General features: G+C 67.2%; 28 protein-coding genes, 1 tRNA gene and 1 other RNA gene. 20 read left to right on the top strand and 10 right to left on the bottom strand.

The window, feature by feature from the left end; all coding sequences use genetic code 11:
* Positions 1–38: 38 nt before the first annotated feature.
* The 4 genes from HZS54_RS16125 to HZS54_RS16110 all read left to right on the top strand — a co-directional run bounded on the left by HZS54_RS16125 (position 39) and on the right by HZS54_RS16110 (position 3242).
* On the top strand, positions 39–713 hold the full coding sequence (locus HZS54_RS16125; RefSeq protein WP_179918114.1) for a polysaccharide deacetylase family protein: 675 nt from the start codon (positions 39–41) through the stop codon (positions 711–713).
* Positions 714–802: 89 nt separating this feature from the next.
* A complete protein-coding gene (locus HZS54_RS16120; RefSeq protein ID WP_179918113.1) occupies positions 803–1489 on the top strand; it encodes a CehA/McbA family metallohydrolase in 687 nt (228 codons plus the stop codon).
* On the top strand, positions 1486–2652 hold the full coding sequence (locus tag HZS54_RS16115) for an asparagine synthase C-terminal domain-containing protein (protein WP_179918112.1): 1167 nt from the start codon (positions 1486–1488) through the stop codon (positions 2650–2652). Before HZS54_RS16120 ends, HZS54_RS16115 begins: the two co-directional genes overlap by 4 nt.
* Before the next feature lie 38 nt (positions 2653–2690).
* Positions 2691–3242, top strand: a complete 552-nt coding sequence (locus tag HZS54_RS16110) for a hypothetical protein (RefSeq protein WP_179918111.1) — start codon at positions 2691–2693, stop codon at positions 3240–3242.
* Positions 3243–3263: 21 nt separating this feature from the next.
* Here the strand turns inward: HZS54_RS16110 and HZS54_RS16105 are convergent, their stop codons facing one another.
* A complete protein-coding gene (locus HZS54_RS16105) occupies positions 3264–3731 on the bottom strand; it encodes an NUDIX hydrolase (protein WP_179918110.1) in 468 nt (155 codons plus the stop codon).
* A gap of 62 nt (positions 3732–3793) precedes the next feature.
* A complete protein-coding gene (locus HZS54_RS16100; RefSeq protein ID WP_179918109.1) occupies positions 3794–4768 on the bottom strand; it encodes a transcription initiation factor IIB in 975 nt (324 codons plus the stop codon).
* A gap of 448 nt (positions 4769–5216) precedes the next feature.
* On the opposite strand from HZS54_RS16100, the gene gatC reads away from it, so the two are divergent.
* The 3 genes from gatC to HZS54_RS16085 all read left to right on the top strand — a co-directional run bounded on the left by gatC (position 5217) and on the right by HZS54_RS16085 (position 7756).
* Positions 5217–5501, top strand: coding sequence for an Asp-tRNA(Asn)/Glu-tRNA(Gln) amidotransferase subunit GatC (gene gatC, locus HZS54_RS16095; RefSeq protein ID WP_179918108.1), 285 nt, complete (start codon positions 5217–5219; stop codon positions 5499–5501).
* Positions 5502–5527: 26 nt separating this feature from the next.
* Positions 5528–6820, top strand: a complete 1293-nt coding sequence (gene gatA / locus HZS54_RS16090; RefSeq protein ID WP_179918107.1) for an Asp-tRNA(Asn)/Glu-tRNA(Gln) amidotransferase subunit GatA — start codon at positions 5528–5530, stop codon at positions 6818–6820.
* Between the two features lie 63 nt (positions 6821–6883).
* A complete protein-coding gene (locus HZS54_RS16085; RefSeq protein ID WP_179918106.1) occupies positions 6884–7756 on the top strand; it encodes a helix-turn-helix transcriptional regulator in 873 nt (290 codons plus the stop codon).
* A gap of 15 nt (positions 7757–7771) precedes the next feature.
* Here HZS54_RS16085 and HZS54_RS16080 read toward each other — a convergent pair whose 3' ends face one another.
* Positions 7772–8545 (bottom strand): helix-turn-helix transcriptional regulator, encoded by a 774-nt coding sequence (locus HZS54_RS16080; protein ID WP_179918105.1) that lies wholly within the window; start codon positions 8543–8545, stop codon positions 7772–7774.
* Positions 8546–8745: 200 nt separating this feature from the next.
* Between HZS54_RS16080 and HZS54_RS16075 the strand changes: the two genes are divergently transcribed.
* From HZS54_RS16075 to HZS54_RS16065, 3 genes are all read left to right on the top strand, one after another.
* On the top strand, positions 8746–9567 hold the full coding sequence (locus HZS54_RS16075) for a QcrA and Rieske domain-containing protein (RefSeq protein WP_179918104.1): 822 nt from the start codon (positions 8746–8748) through the stop codon (positions 9565–9567).
* A gap of 144 nt (positions 9568–9711) precedes the next feature.
* Positions 9712–9849, top strand: a complete 138-nt coding sequence (locus HZS54_RS16070) for a hypothetical protein (protein ID WP_179918103.1) — start codon at positions 9712–9714, stop codon at positions 9847–9849.
* 77 nt (positions 9850–9926) lie between these two features.
* Positions 9927–10163 carry a glycine zipper domain-containing protein gene (locus HZS54_RS16065; protein WP_179917543.1) on the top strand — a complete coding sequence of 79 codons (237 nt, stop codon included), beginning with the start codon at positions 9927–9929 and terminating at the stop codon, positions 10161–10163.
* Between the two features lies 1 nt (position 10164).
* Here HZS54_RS16065 and HZS54_RS16060 read toward each other — a convergent pair whose 3' ends face one another.
* Complete coding sequence (locus tag HZS54_RS16060; RefSeq protein WP_179918102.1) at positions 10165–11265, bottom strand: glycosyltransferase; 1101 nt, start codon at positions 11263–11265, stop codon at positions 10165–10167.
* A 133-nt stretch (positions 11266–11398) separates the two neighbouring features.
* Here HZS54_RS16060 and HZS54_RS16055 point away from each other — a divergent pair, with 133 nt between their 5' ends.
* From HZS54_RS16055 to HZS54_RS16045, 3 genes are all read left to right on the top strand, one after another.
* Positions 11399–11683, top strand: a complete 285-nt coding sequence (locus tag HZS54_RS16055) for a ribonuclease P protein component 4 (protein WP_179918101.1) — start codon at positions 11399–11401, stop codon at positions 11681–11683.
* Between the two features lie 94 nt (positions 11684–11777).
* Positions 11778–12026, top strand: a complete 249-nt coding sequence (locus tag HZS54_RS16050) for a YhbY family RNA-binding protein (protein WP_179918100.1) — start codon at positions 11778–11780, stop codon at positions 12024–12026.
* Positions 12023–12958, top strand: coding sequence for a mechanosensitive ion channel family protein (locus HZS54_RS16045; protein WP_179918099.1), 936 nt, complete (start codon positions 12023–12025; stop codon positions 12956–12958). Before HZS54_RS16050 ends, HZS54_RS16045 begins: the two co-directional genes overlap by 4 nt.
* Positions 12959–13260: 302 nt before the next feature.
* Here HZS54_RS16045 and HZS54_RS16040 read toward each other — a convergent pair whose 3' ends face one another.
* The 3 genes from HZS54_RS16040 to HZS54_RS16030 all read right to left on the bottom strand — a co-directional run bounded on the left by HZS54_RS16040 (position 13261) and on the right by HZS54_RS16030 (position 15255).
* Positions 13261–14118 carry an alpha/beta fold hydrolase gene (locus tag HZS54_RS16040; RefSeq protein WP_179918098.1) on the bottom strand — a complete coding sequence of 286 codons (858 nt, stop codon included), beginning with the start codon at positions 14116–14118 and terminating at the stop codon, positions 13261–13263.
* Between the two features lie 323 nt (positions 14119–14441).
* Positions 14442–14755, bottom strand: an RNA gene (gene ffs, locus HZS54_RS16035) — signal recognition particle sRNA.
* A gap of 80 nt (positions 14756–14835) precedes the next feature.
* Positions 14836–15255, bottom strand: a complete 420-nt coding sequence (locus HZS54_RS16030; RefSeq protein WP_179918097.1) for a DUF7548 family protein — start codon at positions 15253–15255, stop codon at positions 14836–14838.
* 135 nt (positions 15256–15390) lie between these two features.
* Here HZS54_RS16030 and HZS54_RS16025 point away from each other — a divergent pair, with 135 nt between their 5' ends.
* A complete protein-coding gene (locus HZS54_RS16025; RefSeq protein ID WP_179918096.1) occupies positions 15391–15798 on the top strand; it encodes a DUF5798 family protein in 408 nt (135 codons plus the stop codon).
* Between the two features lie 33 nt (positions 15799–15831).
* On the opposite strand, the gene HZS54_RS16020 is transcribed toward HZS54_RS16025, so the two are convergent.
* Together HZS54_RS16020 and HZS54_RS16015 are read right to left on the bottom strand one after the other, a co-directional pair.
* Entirely contained in the window at positions 15832–16242 is a 411-nt protein-coding gene (locus HZS54_RS16020; protein WP_179918095.1) for a CoA-binding protein, read from the bottom strand.
* Positions 16243–16280: 38 nt separating this feature from the next.
* Positions 16281–16916, bottom strand: a complete 636-nt coding sequence (locus HZS54_RS16015) for an RAD55 family ATPase (RefSeq protein ID WP_179918094.1) — start codon at positions 16914–16916, stop codon at positions 16281–16283.
* Between the two features lie 245 nt (positions 16917–17161).
* Here HZS54_RS16015 and HZS54_RS16010 point away from each other — a divergent pair.
* Positions 17162–17236: transfer RNA gene (locus tag HZS54_RS16010), tRNA-Arg, on the top strand.
* A 270-nt stretch (positions 17237–17506) separates the two neighbouring features.
* Positions 17507–18433, top strand: coding sequence for an ADP-ribosylglycohydrolase family protein (locus tag HZS54_RS16005; RefSeq protein ID WP_179918093.1), 927 nt, complete (start codon positions 17507–17509; stop codon positions 18431–18433).
* Between the two features lie 6 nt (positions 18434–18439).
* On the opposite strand, the gene HZS54_RS16000 is transcribed toward HZS54_RS16005, so the two are convergent.
* On the bottom strand, positions 18440–18664 hold the full coding sequence (locus HZS54_RS16000) for a hypothetical protein (RefSeq protein WP_246391672.1): 225 nt from the start codon (positions 18662–18664) through the stop codon (positions 18440–18442).
* A gap of 308 nt (positions 18665–18972) precedes the next feature.
* On the opposite strand from HZS54_RS16000, the gene HZS54_RS15995 reads away from it, so the two are divergent.
* The 4 genes from HZS54_RS15995 to HZS54_RS15980 all read left to right on the top strand — a co-directional run bounded on the left by HZS54_RS15995 (position 18973) and on the right by HZS54_RS15980 (position 21555).
* Complete coding sequence (locus tag HZS54_RS15995; protein WP_179918091.1) at positions 18973–19662, top strand: DUF2250 domain-containing protein; 690 nt, start codon at positions 18973–18975, stop codon at positions 19660–19662.
* A 23-nt stretch (positions 19663–19685) separates the two neighbouring features.
* Positions 19686–20321 carry an IS6 family transposase gene (locus HZS54_RS15990; protein WP_179918090.1) on the top strand — a complete coding sequence of 212 codons (636 nt, stop codon included), beginning with the start codon at positions 19686–19688 and terminating at the stop codon, positions 20319–20321.
* 9 nt (positions 20322–20330) lie between these two features.
* The gene (locus HZS54_RS26735) at positions 20331–20540 is read left to right on the top strand and encodes a DUF2250 domain-containing protein (protein WP_218927075.1); all 210 of its coding nucleotides are present in this window, start codon (positions 20331–20333) and stop codon (positions 20538–20540) included.
* Positions 20541–20874: 334 nt separating this feature from the next.
* The gene (locus HZS54_RS15980) at positions 20875–21555 is read left to right on the top strand and encodes a DUF7342 family protein (RefSeq protein ID WP_218927074.1); all 681 of its coding nucleotides are present in this window, start codon (positions 20875–20877) and stop codon (positions 21553–21555) included.
* Positions 21556–21621 lie beyond the last annotated feature (66 nt).

Below are 21621 nucleotides of genomic sequence, written 5' to 3'. Positions count from 1 at the left end.
CGGTAGTTTTTCCTGGCTCCTCGGGAGAAGGTAGGTCGATGACGACAGCCTATCTCACCGTCGACGACGCCCCCTCGGCGACGCTCCCGGAGAAGCTCGCCGTCCTCGACGACTACGGCGTGCGGGCCCTCTTCTTCTGCGAGGGTCGGCGACTGGCCGACCACGCCGACAACGCCCGGCAGGCGGTCGAAGCGGGCCATCCGCTCGGCAATCACGCCCACGACCACAACCACGCCTCCGAGATTCCGGTCGAGGACTTCGCCGACGAGGTGGACCGGACCGAGACGGCAATCGACGAGGTGTACGCCGACGCGGGCGTCGAGCGGCCGGCGAAGCTCTTCCGCTTCCCCTTCGGTGACAAGGGCGGCGACCGCGCCGCGGAGTTCCAGGCCGTCCTCGCCGAGCGGGGCTTCCGCCCGCCGAACGCAGACCTGATAGAGTACGACTTCTGGACCGACCAGGCGGGCGACCGCGACTGGTTCTGGACCGTCGACGTGGAGGACTACAACGTCGATACGAAGGCGGGGCTGGCCGAGAACGTCGCCGACGCCGCCGATCGGCTCGAATCGGACTCGCGGGACATCCTCCTGTTCCACGACGGGGGCAACTCTCCCGAGCAGTTCGAGCACTACCTGAAACTGCTCGACGAGCGCGGCGTCGAGTTCGGCGACCCGCTGGAGCTGGTCGAGGGCGTCGAATCCGCGGGCGACTGAACGGGCGGACCGCGGCGGTCGACCGGTTCCGGTCGGCCAGCGTGGCCGGGACCGAGTCGCTTTTGCCGACACCGACGCAATCGTCGCTCGTGCTTTCGGTCGAACTCCACGCGCACTCGGCGGCCTCCTACGACGGCCGCGACTCCGTCGACATGCTGCTGGAGCGCGCGGCCGCCGTCGGCCTCGACGCGCTCGCGGTCACCGACCACGACGAAGTGTCGGCCAACGACACGCTGGTCGAGCGCGCCCCGGAGTACGGCCTCGTCGGTATCCCCGGCATCGAGATATCCAGCGCCGCCGGCCACGTCCTCGGGCTGAACGTCCGTGAGGCGGTCGAGCCCGGGCTGCCCTTCTCGGAGACCCTCGCCCGGATCCGCGACCAGGGGGGCATCGCCGTCGTCCCCCACCCCTTCCAGGAGATGCGCAGCGGCGTCCTCGCGAACATCGAGAAGGCCGAACTGCGGGATGCCGACGCCGTCGAGGTGTACAACTCGCGGCTGGTCACCGGCTACTCGAACCGGCAGGCCCGCCGGTTCGCCGAGCGCTACGACATCCCGATCACCGCCGGCAGCGACGCCCACGTCAGCGACATGGTCGGCCGCGCGGTGACGCTCGTCGACGCCGACGAGCCGACCGCCGAGTCGATCTGCGAGGCGGTCGCCGACGGCCGGACGACGCTCCAGACGCGGCGGACCCCCTGGCTCGTCAGCGCGCGTCAGGCGTACGGGAACACCCGCCGACGCATCCGCCTCGCGATCGACGGCCTGTTCTCATGAACGACGGCCGTGAGTTCGATACCCGATCGGACCGCCTCCGCGGCGCGTCACCCGAGCGCGTCCGCCGCGCGCTGACCGACGGCGACCCGCTGCCCGGGACCGCCGGGTTCGCCGGGAGCGTCGACGGCCAGTTCGTCCGCGACGCGCTCGGTCGCCAGCCCGTGTTCACCGAGACCGATGACCCGACCGCGTGGAGCTTCGACCCCGCGGCCCTCTCCGATCCGGACCCGGTCCCAGCCGGCCACGTCCGCGGCCCGGGGGGCGACGAGCGGGTCTGGTCGCTCCCGGACCCCGAGCCGGCGAGCGACGACCGGGCGGCCGTGCGGGCGGTTCGCTCGGCGGTCCGGGGAGCCGTCGACGACACCGCGACCGAGGGGCTGGCGGTCGCCTTCTCCGGCGGCGTCGACTCGGCGGCGCTGGCCGCGCGGCTGGACGCGCCGCTGTACGTCGCCGGCTTCCCCGACAGTCACGACGTGGCGGCCGCCCGGACCGCCGCCGCGAAGCTCGACCGCGACCTCCGGGTCGTCGAGGTGAGTCACGAGGACATCGAGCGGGCGGTCCCCGAAGTCGCGGCGGCGACCGGGCGGACCAACGCGATGGACGTGAGCATCGCGCTCCCGCTGTATCTCGTCGCCGAGCGGGCCGCCGCCGACGGCTACAGTCGGCTCGCGGTCGGCCAGGGCGCCGACGAGCTGTTCGGCGGCTACGCGAAGGTGGCCCGCGCGCCCGGGGACGAGCGCGTCGCGGCCGAGACGGTCCGCGGCGCGCGCCGCGAGGTCGTCGGAACCCTGCCCGACCAGCTGCCGCGGGACGTGCTGGCGCTCCGGGGTGCAGGCGTCGAACCCGTCGCGCCGCTGCTCGACGACCGCGTGGTCGCCGCCGCGCTGGACCTTCCGGGAGCGCTGCTCGTGACCGACCGCGGCGAGCGCAAGTGGGCGCTGCGGCTGGCGGTCCGCGAGTGGGTTCCCGACCCCGTGGCCTTCCGCGAGAAGAAGGCCGTCCAGTACGGCAGCCTCGTCTCCCGGGAGCTCGACCGGCTGGCCCGGCAAGCGGGGTTCAAGCGCCGGATGGACGACCACGTGGGGCGGTACGTCGACTCGCTGTGTCGATCCGCCGGGCGAGACGGGGGCGCGACCTGTCGGCCGAGTAACGACAGGAGCTAAGACGGTCGACCCAGTAGCGACGGGACAACGAATCGGCGATGAAAGGACGCGTACTCGCGGCCGCCGACCGCGCCGTCTCCCAGGAGGGGATGGCCGCGCTCGGGTTCGGCCTCACGGTGTTGATGATCGCCGTCGCCGGCGGGCTGTTGATGCAGTCCGGCGACTCGCTGTCCGACGGGGGGCCGATCCTCTCGACCAGTTCCGAGCCGGTCCACGCGACCGGACCGGACGGCGGGTGGATCCGTATCACCCACGAGAGCGGCGACACCGTCGACGTGTCGGACGTGGACATCGTCGTGAGCCTGCCCGACCACGACAAGCGGGCCAGACTGCACGGCCTCCCCACCGAGCGGCTCACGCAGGACGACTACAGCGGCAACCACGTCTTCACGCGAGGGCGCGCCGGCATCGACGGCGCCATCGCGGTCGCGAACGCCAGCGGCGCCGAACTGGAGGCCAGCGACGAGATCGCGGTCCGGATCGAACGGCGACGCGTCGACCTCGAACCCGGCCAGACCGTGACGGTCACGCTCCGCCACACCGAGTCCGAGACGCGACTCGCCAGGGAACGGATCGATGTCGTCGAGTGACGGTCCAGGCGAGCGGGGACCCTACTCAGAGACCGTCTCGATCGCCCGTTTCCCGATCTCAGCCACGTCCGGGTCGAGCGCGTCCGTCGCTTCGAGGTCGCCGGTCGTGAACCACCGCCAGGCGTCGGCGGGCTGCTCGCCGTCGGCCGGGTCGATCTCCCGGGTATCGGCCCGGGCGTAGTAGACCAGGTCGACGTGCTGGTGGCCGACGAAGCCGTCGTGGACGTTCACGTCGGCCAGCTGGAAGTGTCTGGGCTTGGGGAGCGCTTCGACGGTCACCGAGCCGATGTCGTCGCGCTCGGCGACGAGTTCGGCGTCGAGACCGGTCTCCTCGCGGACTTCTCGCAGCCCCGCCTCGTGGGGGAGTTCGTCGCGGTCGACGTGGCCGCCCGGGGGGAGCCACTTGCCGAGGCCGTCGTGTTCGTGGAGCGCGACGGCGCCGTCGCCGACGACGTAGACGGTCGCCGTGTAGTGTCGGGTCGTCTCCATGGCGGCCAGAGGGCCACCCGCGGCTTCGGTGTTGGGAAAACTGTCCGGCGCGAAAACCGTCCTCAGGGGGCGGTGAACTCCTCTTCGGCCTCGAGGAGCTCGTGGTAGCGATTTCGAATGGTGACCTCGGAGATGTTGGCCACCTCGCTGACCTCGCTCTGGGTGACCTTCTCGTTGGCGAGCAGGGAGGCGGCGTAGACGGCCGCGGCGGCCAGGCCGACCGGGGACTTCCCGGAGTGGACGCCCTGCTCTTTGGCCGTGTTCAGCAGCTGGCGCGCGCGCCGTTCGACCTCGTCGGGCAGATCGAGGTCGGAGACGAACCGCGGCACGTAGCTCTCGGGGTCGGCGGGCTGGATCTCCAGCGAGAGCTCGCGGACCACGTAGCGGTAGGTCCGTGCGATCTCGTCCTTGTCGACGCGGGAGACCGCCGCGATCTCGTCGAGGCTGCGCGGCGTGCCGGCCTGGCGGGCGGCGGCGTACAGCGCCGACGTGGCCACGCCTTCGATCGAGCGACCCGGGAGCAGGTCCTCGTCGAGCGCGCGGCGGTAGATCACGGAGGCGGTCTCGCGGACGTTCTCTGGCAGGCCTAGTGCGGAGGCCATGCGGTCGATCTCACCGAGCGCCTGCTTGAGGTTACGCTCCTTGGAGTCGCGGGTGCGGAACCGCTCGTTCCAGGTGCGCAGCCGCTGCATCTTCTCGCGCTGGCGCGAGGACAGGGAGTTGCCGTAGGCGTCCTTGTCCTGCCAGCCGATGTTGGTCGAGAGGCCCTTGTCGTGCATCATGTTCGTCGTCGGCGCGCCGACGCGCGATTTCTCGTCTTTCTCGCTGGCGTCGAAGGCGCGCCACTCCGGTCCGGGGTCGATCTCGTCCTCCTCGACGACGAGGCCACAGTCCTCGCAGACCGTCTCGCCGTGCTCCGCGTCCGACGCGAGGTTGCCCCCACACTCCGGACAGACGAGCGCCTCGGACTCCCCCTCGTCTCGCTCGCGGGCCTCTTCGCGTTCGCTCGTGTGGCGTCTGATTGTGGTGTCGGTCATTGGTTGCAGACTCTGCGGGTATGACCCCGCCAAAACCGTCTAACCGTACTATGTGTTGGGGGCCAGGCGACTTAAATCTTTCCCAAAATCGGCCCAAGATCGTACGTCTACGCTCGACCATACTTAATCTATCGATCCGGCAGAATACGTCCGGTAGAGCCTGCGGAGAGAGACGCGCGATTTCGGGGCGTAGCAACCCGTTAGAGCCGCTTCAGATCTCGTCCGCGACCGTCCGTCAGATGGCGGCTCAGACCGTCGATGAGCGGAGATGCGTCGCCAGGTGGGGTCGAATCGGGGGAAACGCGGTGATTCCGTCGCTGGCGCGCGCGGCGTCGAGCGAGCGAAATCGTGGTGTCGGCGGCGGCCACGGGCGGCCCGATTCCGAGCGCGCGGCGGGCCGAGGGCGGGCATCGAAACCCTTACCGCCGGGCCACGCCTCGCGTCGGCCATGAGCGACACGGAGAACGTGGTCGAGCCCGAGGAGGTGCGCCACGTCGCGGAGCTGGCGCGCATCGACCTCGACGACGAGGAGGTCGACCGCTTCACCGACAAGTTCGCCGACATCCTGGAGTACTTCGAGACGCTCGACGAGGTGCCCGAGGTCGACGAGGAGGAGGACCTCGCCAACGTCATGCGCCCCGACGAGGTGCGCGACTCGCTCTCCCAGGAGGAAGCGCTCGACAACGCCCCCGAGTCCGAGGACGGCTACTTCAAGGGCCCGAACGTCTCGTGAGGACCGACCGCCAGCGATAGTTACACATGAGCACGGAGTACAACGGCTACATCACGACGGAGCGAATCGACGGCGCATCGGACGGCCCGCTCGACGGGAAGACCGTCGCCGTCAAGGACAACATCTCGACCGAGGGCGTCCGCACGACCTGCGGGTCGGCGATGCTGGACGACTACGTCCCCCCCTTCGACGCGACGGTCGTCGAGCGCCTGAAAGAGGCCGGCGCGACCATCCCCGGCAAGACCAACATGGACGAGTTCGGGATGGGCACGACGACCGAGACCTCGGCGTTCGGCCCCACCGAGAACCCCGTCGCCGAGGGGCACGTCCCCGGCGGTTCGTCGGGCGGCTCGGCGGCGGTCGTCGCCGCCGGCGACGCAGACATGGCGCTGGGCACCGACACCGGCGGCTCGGTCCGCGCGCCCGCGGCCTTCTGCGGCGTCGTCGGCATCAAGCCCACCTACGGGCTGGTCTCGCGGTACGGGATCGTCGCCTACGCCAACTCCCTGGAGCAGGTGGGACCGATCGCGCCCACCGTCGAGGACGCGGCCGAACTGCTGGAAGTGATCGCCGGTCCCGACGAGCGCGACGCGACCACCCGCGACGCGACGGAGGAAGCCGGCGAGGGCGCCTACGACTACGCCGCCGCCGCCGACGGCGACGTGGACGGCCTGGACATCGGGATCCCAACCGAGCTGCTCGACGGCGCCGACGAGCGGGTCACCGACGTGTTCTGGGATGCCATCGACGACCTCGAATCGAAGGGCGCCAGCTACCACGAGGTCGACCTGGAGTGTCTCCGCTACGCCGTCGAGGCCTACTACGTGACCGCCATGAGTGAGGCCTCGTCCAATCTCGCCCGCTTCGACGGCGTCCGCTACGGCCAGTCGGGCGGCTACGACGGCAACTGGAACGAGACCTTCGCCCGGGCCCGCGAGGAGGGCTTCGGAGAGGAGGTCAAATCGCGGGTCCTGCTGGGCACCTACGCCCTCTCGGCGGGGTATCACGACAAGTACTACAAGAAGGCCCAGGACGCCCGCGCCTGGATCAAACGGGACATCAACGACGCGCTGGAGGGGGCGGACGTGCTCGCCTCGCCGACGATGCCGGTCCCGCCGATGGAGATGGGCGAGAGCCTGAGCGACCCGCTGACGATGTATCTCGCCGACGCCAACACGACGCCGGTGAACCTGGCGAACGTGCCGGCCATCTCCGTGCCCGCCGGCGAGACCGACGGCGGGCTGCCCGTCGGGCTGCAGCTCGTGGGGCCCGCCTTCGGCGAGAAGGACATCATCCGGGCCGGTAGCGCGCTGGCCTGAGTTCGGGATCACCGACACGGGAGACACGAATTTTCAAGCCGCTGTGGCGACGACATCACCCGCATGAGCGACGAGGAGAGCCGAGCGACCGACCCGAGCGAGGCGTTCGGGCTGGTCGCCAACGAGACGCGCTTCTCGGTCCTGCGGGCGCTGTGGGACCTGGCGGAGTGGGGCGACAGGACGGCGTCGTTCGGGGAGATCCGTTCGGAAGCGGGGGTGCGTGACTCCGGGCAGTTCAACTACCACCTCGGCGAGCTCACCCCCGAGTTCGTCCGGGAGGTCGAGGCGGGGTATCGACTGACCGAGGCCGGTCGACGGGTCGTCGGCGCGGCGGTCTCCGGCGTCTACACCGACCACGAGGTGGCCGTCGAGCCCGAACCGGCCGGTGAGTGTCCCGGCTGCGGCGGCGGGCTCGAACTCCGCTACGAGAACGGGTACGTCCGCGTCGAGTGCGGCGACTGCGATACGGGCGTGTTCGACATGTCGACGCCGCCGGTGGTGGTCGCCGAGCGCGACGACGACGCGGTCGGCGACGCGCTGGTCCGCCACGCCACCGCCGCGTTCCAGCGGATGAACCGCGGCTTCTGCGTCTACTGCGACGGCCCGCTCGACCCGACCGTCGAACCCAGCGACGGCCCCGACGACGGCCCGGACCTGCACGCCGAGCTGTCCTGTCGGGCTTGCGGGCGGACCTTCGGCTGGAGCGTGGTCGCGGGGCTGCTCGACCACCCCGCCGTCGTCGCCATGCTCTACGAGGCGGGCATCGACGCCCGGGAGTTCCCCGTCTGGGGCGTGTTCACTCGACTCGACCGGGAGGTCGCCGTCGCGAGCGAGGACCCGCTCCGGATCGAGGTATCGATCGGCGTCGACGACGCCCGGATGGACCTGGTCGTCGACGGGGACCTGACCGTCGTCGACCACGAGCGGATCGAGTGAGCGGGGCGCCCGGGCTCAGACCGTCGCGAGGTAGTCCTCGACGGGGACCGCCCGGTCCCAGAAGTGGGCGTGGATGTCGCGGCCGAGTTCGACGGCGCCCTCGCCGGAGCCGACGAGGACGGCGTCGAGGTCGGAGACGCCGTCGCGGGTCGGCAGCGAGAGCGCGACCAGGTCGGCGGTGACGGTGAACGAAAAGGGGAGGTCGGCGACGCGCTCGTCGATGCAGGCGGGCGCGCCGTCGGCGTAGCGCTCGATGGCCTCGTCGACGAGGCGGTCGTCGGCGACGACCTGGGCGTCGAGGACGCCCCGGTCGGCGAGTTCGTCGACCATCCGGGCGAAGCGGGGGTAGTACACCTGCGCGCCGACGCGCAGCCAGTCGGCCTCCCGGAACAGCTCGACCGCCCAGCGTTCGAGGTACTGGGGGTTCCGGGCGGGGTTGCGGTACAGCTCCCACTCGCCCGCGCCGGCGAGGCGCTGTCTGAACCGCCGGGGCAGGGCCGACACGTCGTGGTCGTCCCAGAACTCGTCGTCGAGCAGATCCTCGACCGCGTCCTGGCGCGCCAGTTCGTCCGCGACCAGCCGGCCGCGGGCGGTCAGCTCCCACCGGTCGGACTCGCGGACGAGCCCGCGGTCGGCGAGCTCGTCCAGCGTCTTGTAGACGCCAGACTGACTCACGTCCAGGTCGGCGTGGAGGGCGGCAGTCGTGCGGGGGTCGCGCTCGACCGCGCGCAGCAGCGCCGAGCGCAGCTCCGAACGCGCCACGAAGGTGACCAGGGAATCACCGTTCATACCCACAAAACTGGGGGCCGCCCGTTTTTAATGGATCTGGTTCGTTCACGGACATATCTGCCGGAAGGTCCAGATTTCCCGACGCTCCGGCCTTCACGCGCCGTAGGACGTTACACAGTCCATAGAACGGTCCAGCGACTGTCCGCGATTCCACAGTAAATTTAATATATTTTATACTTCTGGCCGCGCCACTCGGTGACATGGACGAGGACAAGTATCCGGCGCCGTCGAGTCGCCGCCGCTTCGTGAAGGGGATGGTCGGCAGCGCGGCGCTGGGGTCGCTCGGCGTCGCCGGGTCGGGACTGACGACGGTGCCGACCAACCGGACCGGCGTCGGCGGCGGGAACGTGGAGGCGAAGGTCATCAAGAACACGGACGGTCCGGCGCCCCGCGGGATGTCCCAGATCCCGGTGACCGTCGAGGACGGCTACCTCAAGGGCGTCTGGCCGACGGCCACGGACGGCGGGGAGGTCGCCGACGGCGCGGCGAAGACGGATCTGGGCGGCGTCACGTACTCCAGCAAGTGGTTCCAGTACTGCGGCATCCAGACTCACCCGAAACTCGTCCCCGACAGCGAGGCGGACAACTTCATCCGCGCCGACCCGGGTGGCCGCTACGAGTGGGAGGCCGACCTGGAGTCGGGGACGAAACTCGCCGTCGAGATGTTCGACGACTACGAGGAGTGGGGCAACGGCGTCGGCGACGCCGGCCTCGGCAAGCCCGCGGCGGCGACCTGGCGCTCGGTCGAGACGGACTCGACGCTCCCGGTGCAGGTCATCCGCAGCCCCGAGATCGAGCGCCTCGCCGAGGACGACGAGTGGCTCGCCGCCAGCACGGACCGGGGCTTTCTCGCCTGGCTCAACAAGTGTACGCACCTCTGCTGTGTCCCCTCCGGGTTCAAGCAGTCGGCGACCGTCGACGGCGCCGAGAACGCCGTCTACTGCCAGTGCCACCAGTCGATCTACGACCCCTTCGACGTAGTCTCGAAGGTCGTCACCGCCTTCCCCCGTCCCGAGAGCTGACCGAAATCGCCCGCTCACCGCGGCCTCGATCCCGCCGCCCCGCCGTGGCCGAGTCGCCTCCGCGCCTCGGCGCGGTCCCGCGAAACGTTTACTCGTTCGCGACTCACAGGAGGTTTTTCAGTATCTACCGTGTAGGATGGGGTGATGCCCCAGATCGAGGTTTCCGAAGACCTGTACCGCCAGATCGAGACGGAGTCGGCGGACGGCGACATCGACAAGGCGCTCTGGAAGATGGTCGGCGCCTACCGCCGCGCGAACAACCCCGAAGCCGACACGACCTGATCGGCCCGCGGATTCTCCCGGCCGGCGCTCGCGTCCCCGACAGCGGCAGTTATCCCTGGGGCGGCCGTCACGCCGCTATGGTCGACGAGACGAGCGGGAGCGACGCGGGCGGACCCGGCGCCGGCACCGAGACCGACGACGACGAGACCGACGGGTCGGGGATGGCGCTGGGGATCGCCCTCGGCTCGGCGATGGGCGTGGCGCTGGGGACGGCGATGGACGACCTCGCTCTCGGCATCGCCATCGGGATGGGCATCGGCGTCGCCTTCGGTGCCGCGTTCGAACAGTCCGACCTCGGCGAGGGCGAGGAGTGAGTCAGCGCAACTGGTCGTAGACGCCGGCGAGTCGGTCGACGGAGTGTTCGACGCTGATGGCGTCGCGCCGGGCGAGACACTCCTCGCTCAACCGGTCGCGCTCGGCGAGCGTCCGCGCGATCACGTCGCGGAACGCCGCCACGTCGTCGGGCGGCGCCTTGTAGCCGGTCTCGCCCTGGTCGATGGTGTCCGCGAGGGCGGCGCTGGCGACGCCGGCGACCGGCGTCCCGCAAGCGTTGGCCTCCAGCGCCGCGATGCCCTGGGTCTCGACCGGGCTCGGGAACGCGAACACGTCCAGCGCCGTGTAGAACGAGGGCAGTTCCTCCCGATCGAGCCAGCCCAGAAAGTGGGCGTCGAGGTCCGCTTCGGCGGCCGCCCGCTCGAGGTCCTCGCGGGCCGGCCCGTCGCCGCTGAACACCAGGGTCACGTCGAGGCCGTCGACCGCCTCGACGATCGCCGGCAGGTTCTTCTCGTAGCCGTGTCGGCCGGTGTAGCCGACGAGCGGGCCCTCCGGGAGCCCGTGACGGTCGCGGAATCGCTCGGTCTCGACGGGGCGGAAGAAGTCCACGTCGACGCCGTTGGAGACCACCTCGACCGTCGTCGTCGTACCCAGGTCGCGGACGTGGTCGGCGGTCCGCTCGCTGGGCGCGACGACCACGTCCGTCCGGTCGAGAAAGCGCCGCTCGTACTCCTCGGCACTGCGCTCGACCGCTCGCTCGATGGGTCGGGTGAAGGCGAGGTACTCCGCGTACTCGCTGGTCGGCGTGTGGTAGGAGGCGACCATCGGCAGGTCGTGTTTCCGGGCGAGGCGCAGGCCGGCGAGGCCGAGGCTGAAGGGCGAGTGGGCGTGGACGACCTCGGCGCTGTCGACGGCTTCGGGGACGCCGGGGACGCCGACGCGAAAGCCCTCGTAGAAGGGAAAGGGGAGGCTGCTGACCGGATACTCCCCCTCGACGGGGTCGTGGTCGCTGCCGGGGTAGACCACGTCCATGCGACCGCCGCGGCGATGCCAGCGGTCGCGCCAGGTCTGGATGGTGTAGGTGACGCCGTTGTGAGTCGGCAGGTAGGAGTCAGTGAACGCGGCCACCCTCGGCAGGTCCATGCGCCCACCGTATGCCGAGCGGGACTTAATGCGTTGCCATCTGCGCGCGTCCTCGCCGTGTCCCGGACTGCCCCGCCGAGGCCGGCGCCGACCGAACGCAAACTATACCTGCCGCTCGGCGACATCTCGGAACGTGGACACCGAGGCCATCGCTCGCGAGCGCATCGACCGCCTGCGCGAGTTCGCCAGGGAGGCGACCGTCGACGGCGACGCCGAGCGCGCCCGCCGCTACGTCCGCCGCGCCCGCCGCATCGCCGAGCGCAACCGCCTCGCGCTCCCCACGGAGTTCACCCGTTTCACCTGCGACCGCTGTGACGCCTACCTCCGCCCCGGCGCGAACGCCCGCGTCCGCCTCCAGGACGGCCACGTCGTCGTCACCTGCGACTGCGGCGCCCAGGCCCGATACCCCTACGACTGACCGCTCGCGACCGCTTTCGAACGCTCTCGACCGCGAATCTCCGGCCAGTCACCACCCGTAACCTTTGAACGGCTTCACTCCTACTGATAGAGACATGAGTGATTCCACACGGGCACAGCGGATCCACGAACTCGACGTGACGGTCTGGGTCGGCAAGAAGGGCTTAGACCCCGTCGAAGACGAACTCAACGACCAGCTACAGGACAGGGAGTTCGTCAAGGCGAAGTTCCACCGGGCAGCCCGAGGGGGGACCACCACGGAGGAGCTCGCCGACGACCTCGCCGACCGGGTCAACGCCGAGGTGGTCCGGACCCGCGGGCACACAGCGGTGTTCGAGCGATGATAGGGGGGCTCGGCCCGCTCCAGGCGGAGACCCCGGTCGAACCGGACGGCGCCGTCGCGAACTTCCTCGCCGACTCGTTCGGCCTCGAGGCCCAGATCGCCAACGCCGTCGGCTCGGCGGTCACCTTCCTCGTCGCCTTCGTCGCGCTGTACGCGCTCGGCCGCATCGTCATCAGCCCCGTCGTCGGTCGCTTCCTCTCCGCCCGCGACCTCGACGAGCACGCGCGCAAGCCGCTCCGGAAGCTCACCAACTTCTTCATCGCGTTCGGCGCGCTCGGCGTCGCCTTCGCCTTCGCCGGCTACGGCAACATCCTCACCTCCATCGCGACCGTCGCCGCCGCGGCCACCCTCGCCATCGGCTTCGCGCTGCAGGACGTGCTGAAGAACTTCGTCGCCGGCATCTTCATCTACACGGACAAGCCGTTCCGCATCGGCGACTGGATCGAGTGGGACGGCTACGCCGGCGTCGTCGAGGACATCAGCCTCCGCGTCTCCCGCGTCCGTACCTTCGACAACGAGCTGCTGACCGTCCCCAACTCCCAGCTCACCGACGGCGTCATCAAGAACCCCGTCGCCAAGGAGGAGCTGCGCCTGAAGTTCCTGTTCGGCATCGGCTACGAGGACGACATCGACAAAGCCACCGAGATCATCGTCGAGGAGGCCGACGACCACCCCGACATCCTCGACGACCCGGCGCCCTCGGTCCGACTGACCGAACTCGGCGATTCCTCGGTCGGCCTCCAGTCGCGGATCTGGATCGCGAACCCGAGCCGCGCGGACTTCGTCAAGACCCGCGGCGAGTACGTCACCGCCGTCAAGGAGCGCTTCGACGAGGAAGGGATCAACATCCCCTACCCGAATCGCACCATCGGCGGCGGCATCGAACTCTCGAACGTCGAGGGGATCGCCGAACCGACGACCGGGGACGACTAACAACCGGCACCCACTTTTTCCGGCGGAGAGCTCCTCGCGAGCCTCCGGCTCGCTGCGGGGATCCTCCGCCGAAAAAACGTGGGGAAAAAGTTCCGGACGACTCGCTCCCTTCGGTCGCTCGCGTCCGGTGAACCGCGCCTGCGGCGCGGATGCTCAGTGGCGAACCAGCCTGCCCCCGGGTCGGCCGACGAGACGGCCTCCCGGCCACCGCACCGCGACCGCTCCACACAGCACCCCCACCGCTCCGCCACCGCGACCACCCCACACAGCACCGCCACCGCGCCCTAAACGCCGTGACCGCGCTACGCTCGGCTCTCCTCGGCCAACTCCGCCGTCTCGGCCGGATATGCCTCCGCCAGCAGTTCGCGGACGGCGTCGGTGACGAACTCGGGGTTGTCGAGGTTCGAGGCGTGGCCGGCGCCGGGGACCGCGCGCACGGTCGCGCCGCCGATCTCCGTTCCCAGATGCCTGGCCTGCCGGCGCATGAACGGCGCCTCGTGCTCGCCGTAGAGAACGAGCGTCGGTGCGGTGATCGCGGGGAAGCGGACCTCGGAACGGTGAAATCCCGCTACTGCGCCGATCACTTTGGCGAACTCGTCGGTGGCCATCTTCGGCCCCGTCTGGCGGATGCGCTCGATGTTCTCGTAGTCGCCGCTGACGCCTTCCCCCGAGATCCGCTCCTGCAGTCGGACCAGCCAGCGCTCGACACGCTCGTAGCCGAGGACGCGGACGAACGGCACCGTCGCGCGGAGCAACAGCGAGCGCTGGAGGCGTTCGCCGACGGAGAGATATTCGGGTGCGAAGGTGTCGGCCAGGACGAGCCCGGCCACTCGGTCGGGGTGGCGGGCGGCGTACACCTGGGCGATGCAGCCGCCGGTCGAGAGCCCGCAGAGGACGGCCTCGTCGATGTCGAGCGCGTCCAGCAGCGCGCCCAGATCGTCGGCGAACAGGTCGACGGAGTAGCGACCCCGCTGGGACCCGCCGGTGCGACCGTGACCCCGCACGTCGTAGGCGATGGTCGTGTACTCGTCGCTGAGCGCTTCGAACTGGGGGTTCCACTGGGAGTGGTCGACGACGGCGCCGTGGACGAACACGACCGGCGGCCCCTCGCCGCGGCGCTCGTAGTACGTCTCGATGTCGTTCGTGCGGACGGTGGGCATACCGCGGCGTACGCCTTCCGCGGGGATAAGGTCGTCAGCGGTGGCGGTGCTGTTGCGGTGGCGTAGCGGTCGTGGTGGCGGAGCGGTCGCGGTGCGGTGGCGGAGCGGTCGCGGTGCGGTGGCCGGGAGGCCGTCTCGTCGGCCGACCCGGGGGCAGGCTGGTTCGCCACCGAGCATCCGCGCCGCAGGCGCGGTTCACCGGACGCGAGCGACCGAAGGGAGCGAGTCGTCCGGAACTTTTTCCCCACGTTTTTTCGGCGGAGGATCCCCGCAGCGCGCCTTCGGCGCGCGAGGCGCTCTCCGTCGAAAAAAGTGGTATGAATGGACGGACTCCCGGGGTTGCCCGGTCGTTCGAGCGCGGGGAATCCCGCTTGCCTCCTCCACCCCGCGACCCTGCGAGCGACGGGTGTCCGAGGGTCCGCTGCTCGCTTCCGCGCCTGACGGAGTGCCCTCGATCAACCGCGGCCGCGCGTCCCTGCAGACGCGAAGCCGCGGACCGCCGTCCCCGTAGGACGAGGCTTCTATGTTGGCTTGCGGGGCCCACGCCCGTCGGACCGGACGCCCCCGGTGTTCGGCCCCCGCTGAAGGCCATACCGCGGGTGACGAGCAGGGCCTAGCTGCCCGGCCTAGTCCACTCCGACCTACCGCCGTCCATCATAAGGACCTTTCGGGTCACTCCGACGACGCGACCCCGAGATCGGCCGACCGCGACGGGGCTCAGAGCAGGCCGAGCGTCCGCGACCACCAGAGACTCGCCGCGGGGATCAGCGCGGCGACCGCTATCGTCGCCCACCGGTGGGAACTCAGCACCGCCGGTCCGTCCATCCCGCCGATGACCCCGACCGGGACGGTCACCGCCCAGACGGTGACGACGACGACGATGAAGAAGCCGAGCGCGATGCCGACGCCGGCGGCCAGCGGCGGGTCGGTGCGCTCGTCGCGGCCCGCGGCGAGCACGATCGCGGCCACCAGCGCGAAGATCCCGCCGACCAGCGGGTTCAGCGCGCCCTCGCCGTAGTAGGTCCCCACGGCCGAGCCGACTGCGGTCCTGACCAGCACGTAGGGGAGACCCAGCGACACGAGCACGAGCAGGCACCCGACGACGCCGACCAGCGGCGCGAGCCGCGTCTGCTTCATGTCCCCGACTCCGTACGCTCCGGTTTTAACGACCCCGGTCTCGCTCCGGGCGCGTCCGCTCGGCCGCTCCGAGACGGGCCAGCGCCCGGTCGCCGAGCCGAAACACGGACAACAGGGGAGGCCGAACCGCCGGGTATGGGATTCGGTGACACCGCGAAGAAGATCCAGCGCGTGAGCGACATCGCGGAGAAGCTCTACGAACGACTCAACCAGGTTATCGAACAGGTTCAGGACCTCAAAGAGCGGGTAGAGTCCACCAGCGACCAGCTCGACTCGATGGACCGGGAACTGGCCGAACAGCGCGCCATCGTCGAGGCGCTCGCCGAACAGCAGGGCGTCGACCCCGACGCCGTCGTCGCCGAGCGGCTCCCCGACCCCGAGGCCGAGAGCGAGGGGGACGAGAGCGACGCCGACGGGGGCGAAGCGACCGAGAATGGCGACGGAGCCGGCGACCAGACGGGATCGGACGCCGGCTCGACCGCGGCGGACGCCGCGAGCGGCGACGGGGCGGGTTCAGGCGACTCCGCCGCGACGAACGACTGAGGTCGGCCGTGCCGTGTCGTCACCGTCCCGACGCTACTCGGACAGTCGCTCGTGTTCGACTTTGAGACAGCGGTCCTGCACGAAGTTCCGGCCGGCCGCCTCGACCCGCTCACCGGCATCGTCGTGGGTGATGCCCAGCTGGAGCCAGACCGTCCCGGCGTCGTCGCGGTCCAGCGCCTCGTCGACGATCTCCGGCACCTCGTCGGTCGGCCGGAACACGTCCACGATGTCGACCTCCTCCTCGACCTCGGCGAGCGAGTCGTACGGCTCCCGGCCGAAGATCTCGTCGGCGTAGGGGTTGATCGGGATCACTTCGTAGCCCTGCTCGCGCATGTACGCCGGGATATCGTGGGCGGCCTTCCCCGGCGTGCTCGACAGGCCGACGACGGCGATCGTGTCACCGTCGAGGATCTCTCTGAGCGTGTCGTCGGAGTCGACTGGCATACCCGGACAGTGGGTCGAGACGCGCAAAAGACTGCCGGCTACCGCTCCAGAGGGTCCGGCGTCGCGCCGGGGATCGTCGTCGACACGGAGCCGTCCGCCTCAACGGTGACGGCGTGGTCGAACAGCTGCTGGAGCGTGTTCAGCGTCTCGTCGTCGTGGGCCGTCGACTCGATGATGTGGACGCCCATCGCGTCGGCGTTCTCGATACGGCTCGTGAACACGTGCATGAACCGGAAGACGGTCTGCACGTCCGAGTACATCAACAGCGTCGACAACGAGTCGACCAGCACGCGGACGTTCTCGACGCCGCGCTCCTGGCGGAACTCCTCGACGAACTCGGAGAACTTGATCCCGATCCCGGTCATGTCCTCCGGCGAGGAGGCGTACTTGACGATGTCCGTGTCGCGGGCGCTCCGTCCCTGGTGTTTCGTCACGCAGTCGACGATGCCGATGTCGACCGACCCGGGGTCCGAGACCAGCGCCTCGTAGTCGTTGAGGACGCGGCTCGCGCTGTCGCGGGTGGTGACCACGATAACCCCCTCGCCGCGCTCGGAGCCGTGGGCCAGCACGTCGAGCGCCATGCGACGCTTGCCCGACAGCGGCGGCCCGGAGACCAGCAGGTTCGTACCCGGGGCAACCGTCGCGTTCCCGAACGTCGATCCGAGGTCGTACATTCCTACTGGAGACACCACCGTTTCGCCACGAACCGCGACCGGTCCGCTCGATACATGTCGATTAGTCGCGGCGGTCGTTAAAATCTTTATTATGGCCCCGGCCCCGGGGACCGCTCACACGGGTATCTCCGTCCGCCACCGGACGATCGAGGACCCTCGACAACTGTCAGACTCCGGTCGTGAGTTCCGGTCCACCGTCACGGATCGGGACGTTTAAACATCGATGCTCGTGTAGGAGTTTGTGAGGGCGCTTAGCTCAGTTTGGACAGAGTGCTTGGCTTCGGACCAAGCTGTCGCGGGTTCAAATCCTGCAGCGCCCATCACTTTTCGTGACAGGCGACATTCGCCAGACGGCAGTACGACGTTTATAAAGGAACCCCTGTTCGGCCGATCTGATTTCGTCACGTTCCGTGATGGGGGTCGCCGGCGTCATGCGATTCGCTTGCATTTGAATGACATCGTGAGTACATAATTCTAGGGGATTGGTCCCGTTTGGCGAGCTTTCGTCTCTATGAGCAGGCAAATAACAGGCCCTCTTATTCACCACGCACGGCTACAAGTATCTGCCATTCGTAGCCGTCAAGACATACATGGTTTCATCAGACGCTGCTAGTGGCGTGCTCTTGGGACTTGCCTGCGGCGATGCTTTGGGCCGTCCTGTGGAGTTTCGCTCCGCGGAATCGATCGCTGACGAGCACGGGACCGTGGCGGAGATGCTTGGACACGGGACTCACGGGCAGCCCACGGGGACTGTCACGGACGACACTGACCTGGCCCTGTGTATCGCACGGAGCCTTGTCGATAAGGAAGAATTTGACGGGCAAGACATCGCTGATCGGTTCCACGAGTGGTACGAGAGCGGTCCGTTCGACATCGGGCTGATGACCGCCGATGCCATCCGCGAGTATGCGAACGGAACGTCCTGGCGAGATGCCGGGCGCGAAGTCTGGCAGCACCGTGCTGAAGGGTCAAACGCCGGGAACGGCAGCGTGATGCGGTGTGCACCGCACGCGATCGCTTTCGCCGACGACCCGGATGCGCTCGTTCAAGTGAGCCGGCAGTCCTCAGCAATCACGCACTACGACCCGCGATGTGCATACGGCTGCGCGGTACTGAACTGCACTATTGCCGGGTACCTTCGGGACGATGACAACCCGCTCGCTGGCGCACTTGATCGCGTCGAGAGCGACGCACCGGACGAGCTCGTTGAGACGTTGCGACTGGTCCCGGACCACAGCGAGGAAAACCAGTTACCAAATAGCGGTTACGTCGTTCACACGTTGCAGACGGCGCTGTATGACGCGCTGACAGCTGATAGCGCCGAAGATGTCATCGTGTCCGCGGTCAACCGGGGTGGCGACGCAGACACGATCGGTGCTGTTACCGGCGCGCTCGCCGGTGCGCGCTTTGGGAGCGAATCGCTTCCTGACCGGTGGGTGGACACTATCGACTATCGTGAGGACCTCGAACTCCTCGCGCACGCACTGACAACCACGGACATTGATGCAGGGATTTGACTGATCTTAGGCTGTATCGAGTACCTCGTCCCACAGACCGGGTAGCTCCTCGATGCGTTTCCACCCGGTCGTTTCGTCGACGTCTTCCTCAACGATAGTGATGTCCTCGAAGTAGTCGTCGAGGACTTCCGCGCGTTCCATCGCCAGCGGTGGCGCACAGTAATCCTCCTCGATCCAGACTGCTTCGTCAGTCTCGGGATCGAACCGGGCGTTCTCCAGGGCCTTCGTCATTGCCTGACCGAACGGCTCCATCTTCCCGATTTCGCCGTTATCCAGTCGTTCACGTAATTCGGAGAGGCGCTGCCGGATTGGTTGAGCGCGTACGAATCGATACGCCATATCGGGGATATGCCAGTGACACTGATAAACACACCACGTTCCCACTGCTACGAGGGAAATCGGGTAGATCAGTTCGTGAGCGTCCCGAGTGGGCGTGCACGGGAACTGTCCTAAACCAATCTCGACTGGCACTTCGAGACGGCCCGAAACCGACTGGATACGGTGGATTCAAACAGACGGACCAGCATAACCGTATGAAGATGGTTTCGCAGGCTGAGATTGACCGTCTCCGCCTGGAAGCAGACACGATTCTGACCCGCTATGCGCAAGTCGAACAGGCGCTTGAGCAGGCCCGCTCTGAATCAGGTGATCATTGGGAGTCGGGCGAGCTATCAGTGGCGCTCGATACACCGAACGGGCGGTCGATCGACGTCGTTCTCGATCTGGATGCCGACCCGGCGAGTAACGCACAGTCTCGGTACGAGCAAGCCAAAGATCTCGAAGCCGAACTCGAACGCAAGCAAGAGATAGTCGGACAGTTAGCCCCGCTGCCCGCCGACCCCGTCGCCTATCTGATCTGCTATCATCTCGATGCGGTTGAGGGGAACTATCCGCGATCGATGGCGGGGCATCTCGATGCGCAGCGCGATCACGTCGAAACTCTCTGCGAAGAGATGGAGACGGCAGGCGTGCTCGAACGCGTCGAATCGGGGACAGTCAAACAGCGACGCGTCAAGGCCAAGCAGGCCGACGAAGTCCGGCAGCATCACACCTATTACCGCCTCTCACGAGAGGGCGACCACCTCTTGCGGTTTCTCGACGAACGCGAGGGACAGGTGAATGTTCTTCGGCACCTGCCTGACGGACACACACTCGTCGCGCGATTAGATCAGGGCGGGCCGGACTATCCACGCATGACCGGGTCGTGTTTAGTTAAGCGTGAAAGGTGAGGCGGTGTGATTTCTTGGTGCCTATGCCAGAAATCGCCCGCCTCACCGGTCATAGAGACTGGATAGATTTGGATTTTGTGGAGCGCGAGCGGACACCCGAGCCGGCGATGGCGCTCGGTATTCAATCGCACGTTGCGGGACTGTCGCTGTCGAATACCGTCGAATTGCTCGACTGTCTGGGTGTCCAACGCAGTCGGAAGGCAGTCCACGATTGGGTGCAGAAAGCCGATCTACAGCCCGAATCTGGTCGATCTCCGAATCAAGTCGCGCTTGACGAGACGGTGATTCGGATCAACGATCAGCAGTTCTGGCTGTACGCCGCCGCTGATCCAGCGACGAATGAACTGCTTCACGTCCGCCTCTTTTCAACGACGACGACCGCTCTGACCGAGATCTTCCTGCGCGAACTGCGTCAAAAACACGATGTCGAAACTGCGGTCTTTCTCGTTGATGGGGCTCAACACCTCCAAACTGCACTGCAACGAGCTGGACTCCGATTTCAGATGCGTCGCCACGGAAATCGGAACGCTGTCGAACGGATCTTTCGAGAGCTCAAGCGCCGAACCTCCTCATTTTCAAACTGCTTCAGCCACGTTGAACCGAAAACAGCTGAAAATTGGTTGCAGAGTTTCGCTCGCTGGCACAATGCTGCTAACTAAACACTACCCATGACCGCCGAAGAGTTGGACATGGATTTCGAGCACGTCCGCCATCTGTACCGCGCGCTTCGACAGGTAGGACTCGTTACGAAGTACGAAGGCAGCACGATCAAAGCGAGCGAGCGGAAATTGAAGCCCAAAGACGAAACCCACCGCAAGCACACGTACTACATCACGACTGATCGTGGCGAAGCAGTTCTCCGACAATTGGAGGACTAACCCGATCACTTAGTCCGAAATCCCAACTCACGTACAGTCTGAGCAACATTGAGGGAGTAACACGTCCGGTGTCTCTGGACAGTGATTCTCTGCTCATTGGCCACCCCGATACCGCGCGGGGGGTGTCCGCAATTATACGGACTCTCGGGCGATAATACGTTGTCTGCATCACAGGGTGTCAGAGAGCGGTTGGCGCACCCTCTCTCCTGACCTCCCGAATCACTCAATATCGGTGGTTCAGGTCCACTCTCGTTCTCAATGCCGCCGATGTTAAAACTAGGAGCGCATATCTGTGCTGGTGAAATATATGTGCGCCTGAGACATAGCGTAGTGCATGACCGACGAGCCACCATCTCCTGACAGGCCCGATGAGCACCCGAGCGAAGAGGGACTACCTGACGAAGCGGTAATCGTGGATGATATTGACCCGTTCACGGTTGATGACAATGATTTCGAGGACATCGATGACTTCGCAGCCGCAGAGTGGAGAAACGAGACCACCGCGAACGAGCGAATTCGCACGGTGATCAAGAGAACGACGACACCGAAATCAGCGGGTGACCTTGCAGATACAGCTCTCGTCTCGGAAACAAAAGCCAGATCCACGCTCAACAAGCTTGCTGAAGATGATATTGTTAGAAGTCAGCAGACCGACTCTGGAAAGCTCTACAGTCGAGATCCAGAGTGGTACCTTCTGAAACAGATCATCCAACTCGCTGGTAGCGATGCGCTTGTCGATCAAATCCAGCGAGTAAAACAGGAACTCGCAGAGTACAGAGCCAAATATGACGCAACCGATCCAGAGGAACTCCTGATTTCAGACAAGGAACTCCACCAGAATGAACTCAACGACGTCTCTCACTGGCGGACAGCAGAACGAGAACTCACCCATCTCAGGGCGGCATACCGTTTCAAAGAAGCAAAAGAACAGGCATCAACTGTAACTGAACCGGGAGACAAACAGACGGATAACCAAGGCACGGCTCTCGGTGGCAATCTGCCCCCACTCCAGTAATGGGGATGGGGAACCGCTCTCCAATCGATTCGGAAGCGATTGATGAGAGCGTGGAGTAGGTGCGCC

The sequence above is a fragment of the Halosimplex pelagicum genome (genome assembly GCF_013415905.1).
Taxonomy (GTDB): Archaea; Halobacteriota; Halobacteria; order Halobacteriales; family Haloarculaceae; genus Halosimplex; species Halosimplex pelagicum.
Note: the sequence above shows the minus strand (reverse complement) of the source record. Positions and strands in the feature narration are given on the sequence as shown.

Bases quoted from the DNA above. Each gene is read 5' to 3' on its own strand.
- HZS54_RS16125 (WP_179918114.1), top strand. From the start codon at position 39: ATGACGACAGCCTATCTCACCGTCGACGACGCCCCCTCGGCGACGCTC.
- HZS54_RS16115 (WP_179918112.1), top strand. From the start codon at position 1,486: ATGAACGACGGCCGTGAGTTCGATACCCGATCGGACCGCCTCCGCGGC.
- HZS54_RS16110 (WP_179918111.1), top strand. From the start codon at position 2,691: ATGAAAGGACGCGTACTCGCGGCCGCCGACCGCGCCGTCTCCCAGGAG.
- HZS54_RS16105 (WP_179918110.1), bottom strand. From the start codon at position 3,731: ATGGAGACGACCCGACACTACACGGCGACCGTCTACGTCGTCGGCGAC.
- HZS54_RS16100 (WP_179918109.1), bottom strand. From the start codon at position 4,768: ATGACCGACACCACAATCAGACGCCACACGAGCGAACGCGAAGAGGCC.
- gatC (WP_179918108.1), top strand. From the start codon at position 5,217: ATGAGCGACACGGAGAACGTGGTCGAGCCCGAGGAGGTGCGCCACGTC.
- gatA (WP_179918107.1), top strand. From the start codon at position 5,528: ATGAGCACGGAGTACAACGGCTACATCACGACGGAGCGAATCGACGGC.
- HZS54_RS16085 (WP_179918106.1), top strand. From the start codon at position 6,884: ATGAGCGACGAGGAGAGCCGAGCGACCGACCCGAGCGAGGCGTTCGGG.
- HZS54_RS16080 (WP_179918105.1), bottom strand. From the start codon at position 8,545: ATGAACGGTGATTCCCTGGTCACCTTCGTGGCGCGTTCGGAGCTGCGC.
- HZS54_RS16075 (WP_179918104.1), top strand. From the start codon at position 8,746: ATGGACGAGGACAAGTATCCGGCGCCGTCGAGTCGCCGCCGCTTCGTG.
- HZS54_RS16070 (WP_179918103.1), top strand. From the start codon at position 9,712: ATGCCCCAGATCGAGGTTTCCGAAGACCTGTACCGCCAGATCGAGACG.
- HZS54_RS16065 (WP_179917543.1), top strand. From the start codon at position 9,927: ATGGTCGACGAGACGAGCGGGAGCGACGCGGGCGGACCCGGCGCCGGC.
- HZS54_RS16060 (WP_179918102.1), bottom strand. From the start codon at position 11,265: ATGGACCTGCCGAGGGTGGCCGCGTTCACTGACTCCTACCTGCCGACT.
- HZS54_RS16050 (WP_179918100.1), top strand. From the start codon at position 11,778: ATGAGTGATTCCACACGGGCACAGCGGATCCACGAACTCGACGTGACG.
- HZS54_RS16045 (WP_179918099.1), top strand. From the start codon at position 12,023: ATGATAGGGGGGCTCGGCCCGCTCCAGGCGGAGACCCCGGTCGAACCG.
- HZS54_RS16040 (WP_179918098.1), bottom strand. From the start codon at position 14,118: ATGCCCACCGTCCGCACGAACGACATCGAGACGTACTACGAGCGCCGC.
- HZS54_RS16030 (WP_179918097.1), bottom strand. From the start codon at position 15,255: ATGAAGCAGACGCGGCTCGCGCCGCTGGTCGGCGTCGTCGGGTGCCTG.
- HZS54_RS16025 (WP_179918096.1), top strand. From the start codon at position 15,391: ATGGGATTCGGTGACACCGCGAAGAAGATCCAGCGCGTGAGCGACATC.
- HZS54_RS16020 (WP_179918095.1), bottom strand. From the start codon at position 16,242: ATGCCAGTCGACTCCGACGACACGCTCAGAGAGATCCTCGACGGTGAC.
- HZS54_RS16015 (WP_179918094.1), bottom strand. From the start codon at position 16,916: ATGTACGACCTCGGATCGACGTTCGGGAACGCGACGGTTGCCCCGGGT.
- HZS54_RS16005 (WP_179918093.1), top strand. From the start codon at position 17,507: ATGGTTTCATCAGACGCTGCTAGTGGCGTGCTCTTGGGACTTGCCTGC.
- HZS54_RS16000 (WP_246391672.1), bottom strand. From the start codon at position 18,664: ATGACGAAGGCCCTGGAGAACGCCCGGTTCGATCCCGAGACTGACGAA.
- HZS54_RS15995 (WP_179918091.1), top strand. From the start codon at position 18,973: ATGGTTTCGCAGGCTGAGATTGACCGTCTCCGCCTGGAAGCAGACACG.
- HZS54_RS15990 (WP_179918090.1), top strand. From the start codon at position 19,686: ATGCCAGAAATCGCCCGCCTCACCGGTCATAGAGACTGGATAGATTTG.
- HZS54_RS26735 (WP_218927075.1), top strand. From the start codon at position 20,331: ATGACCGCCGAAGAGTTGGACATGGATTTCGAGCACGTCCGCCATCTG.
- HZS54_RS15980 (WP_218927074.1), top strand. From the start codon at position 20,875: ATGACCGACGAGCCACCATCTCCTGACAGGCCCGATGAGCACCCGAGC.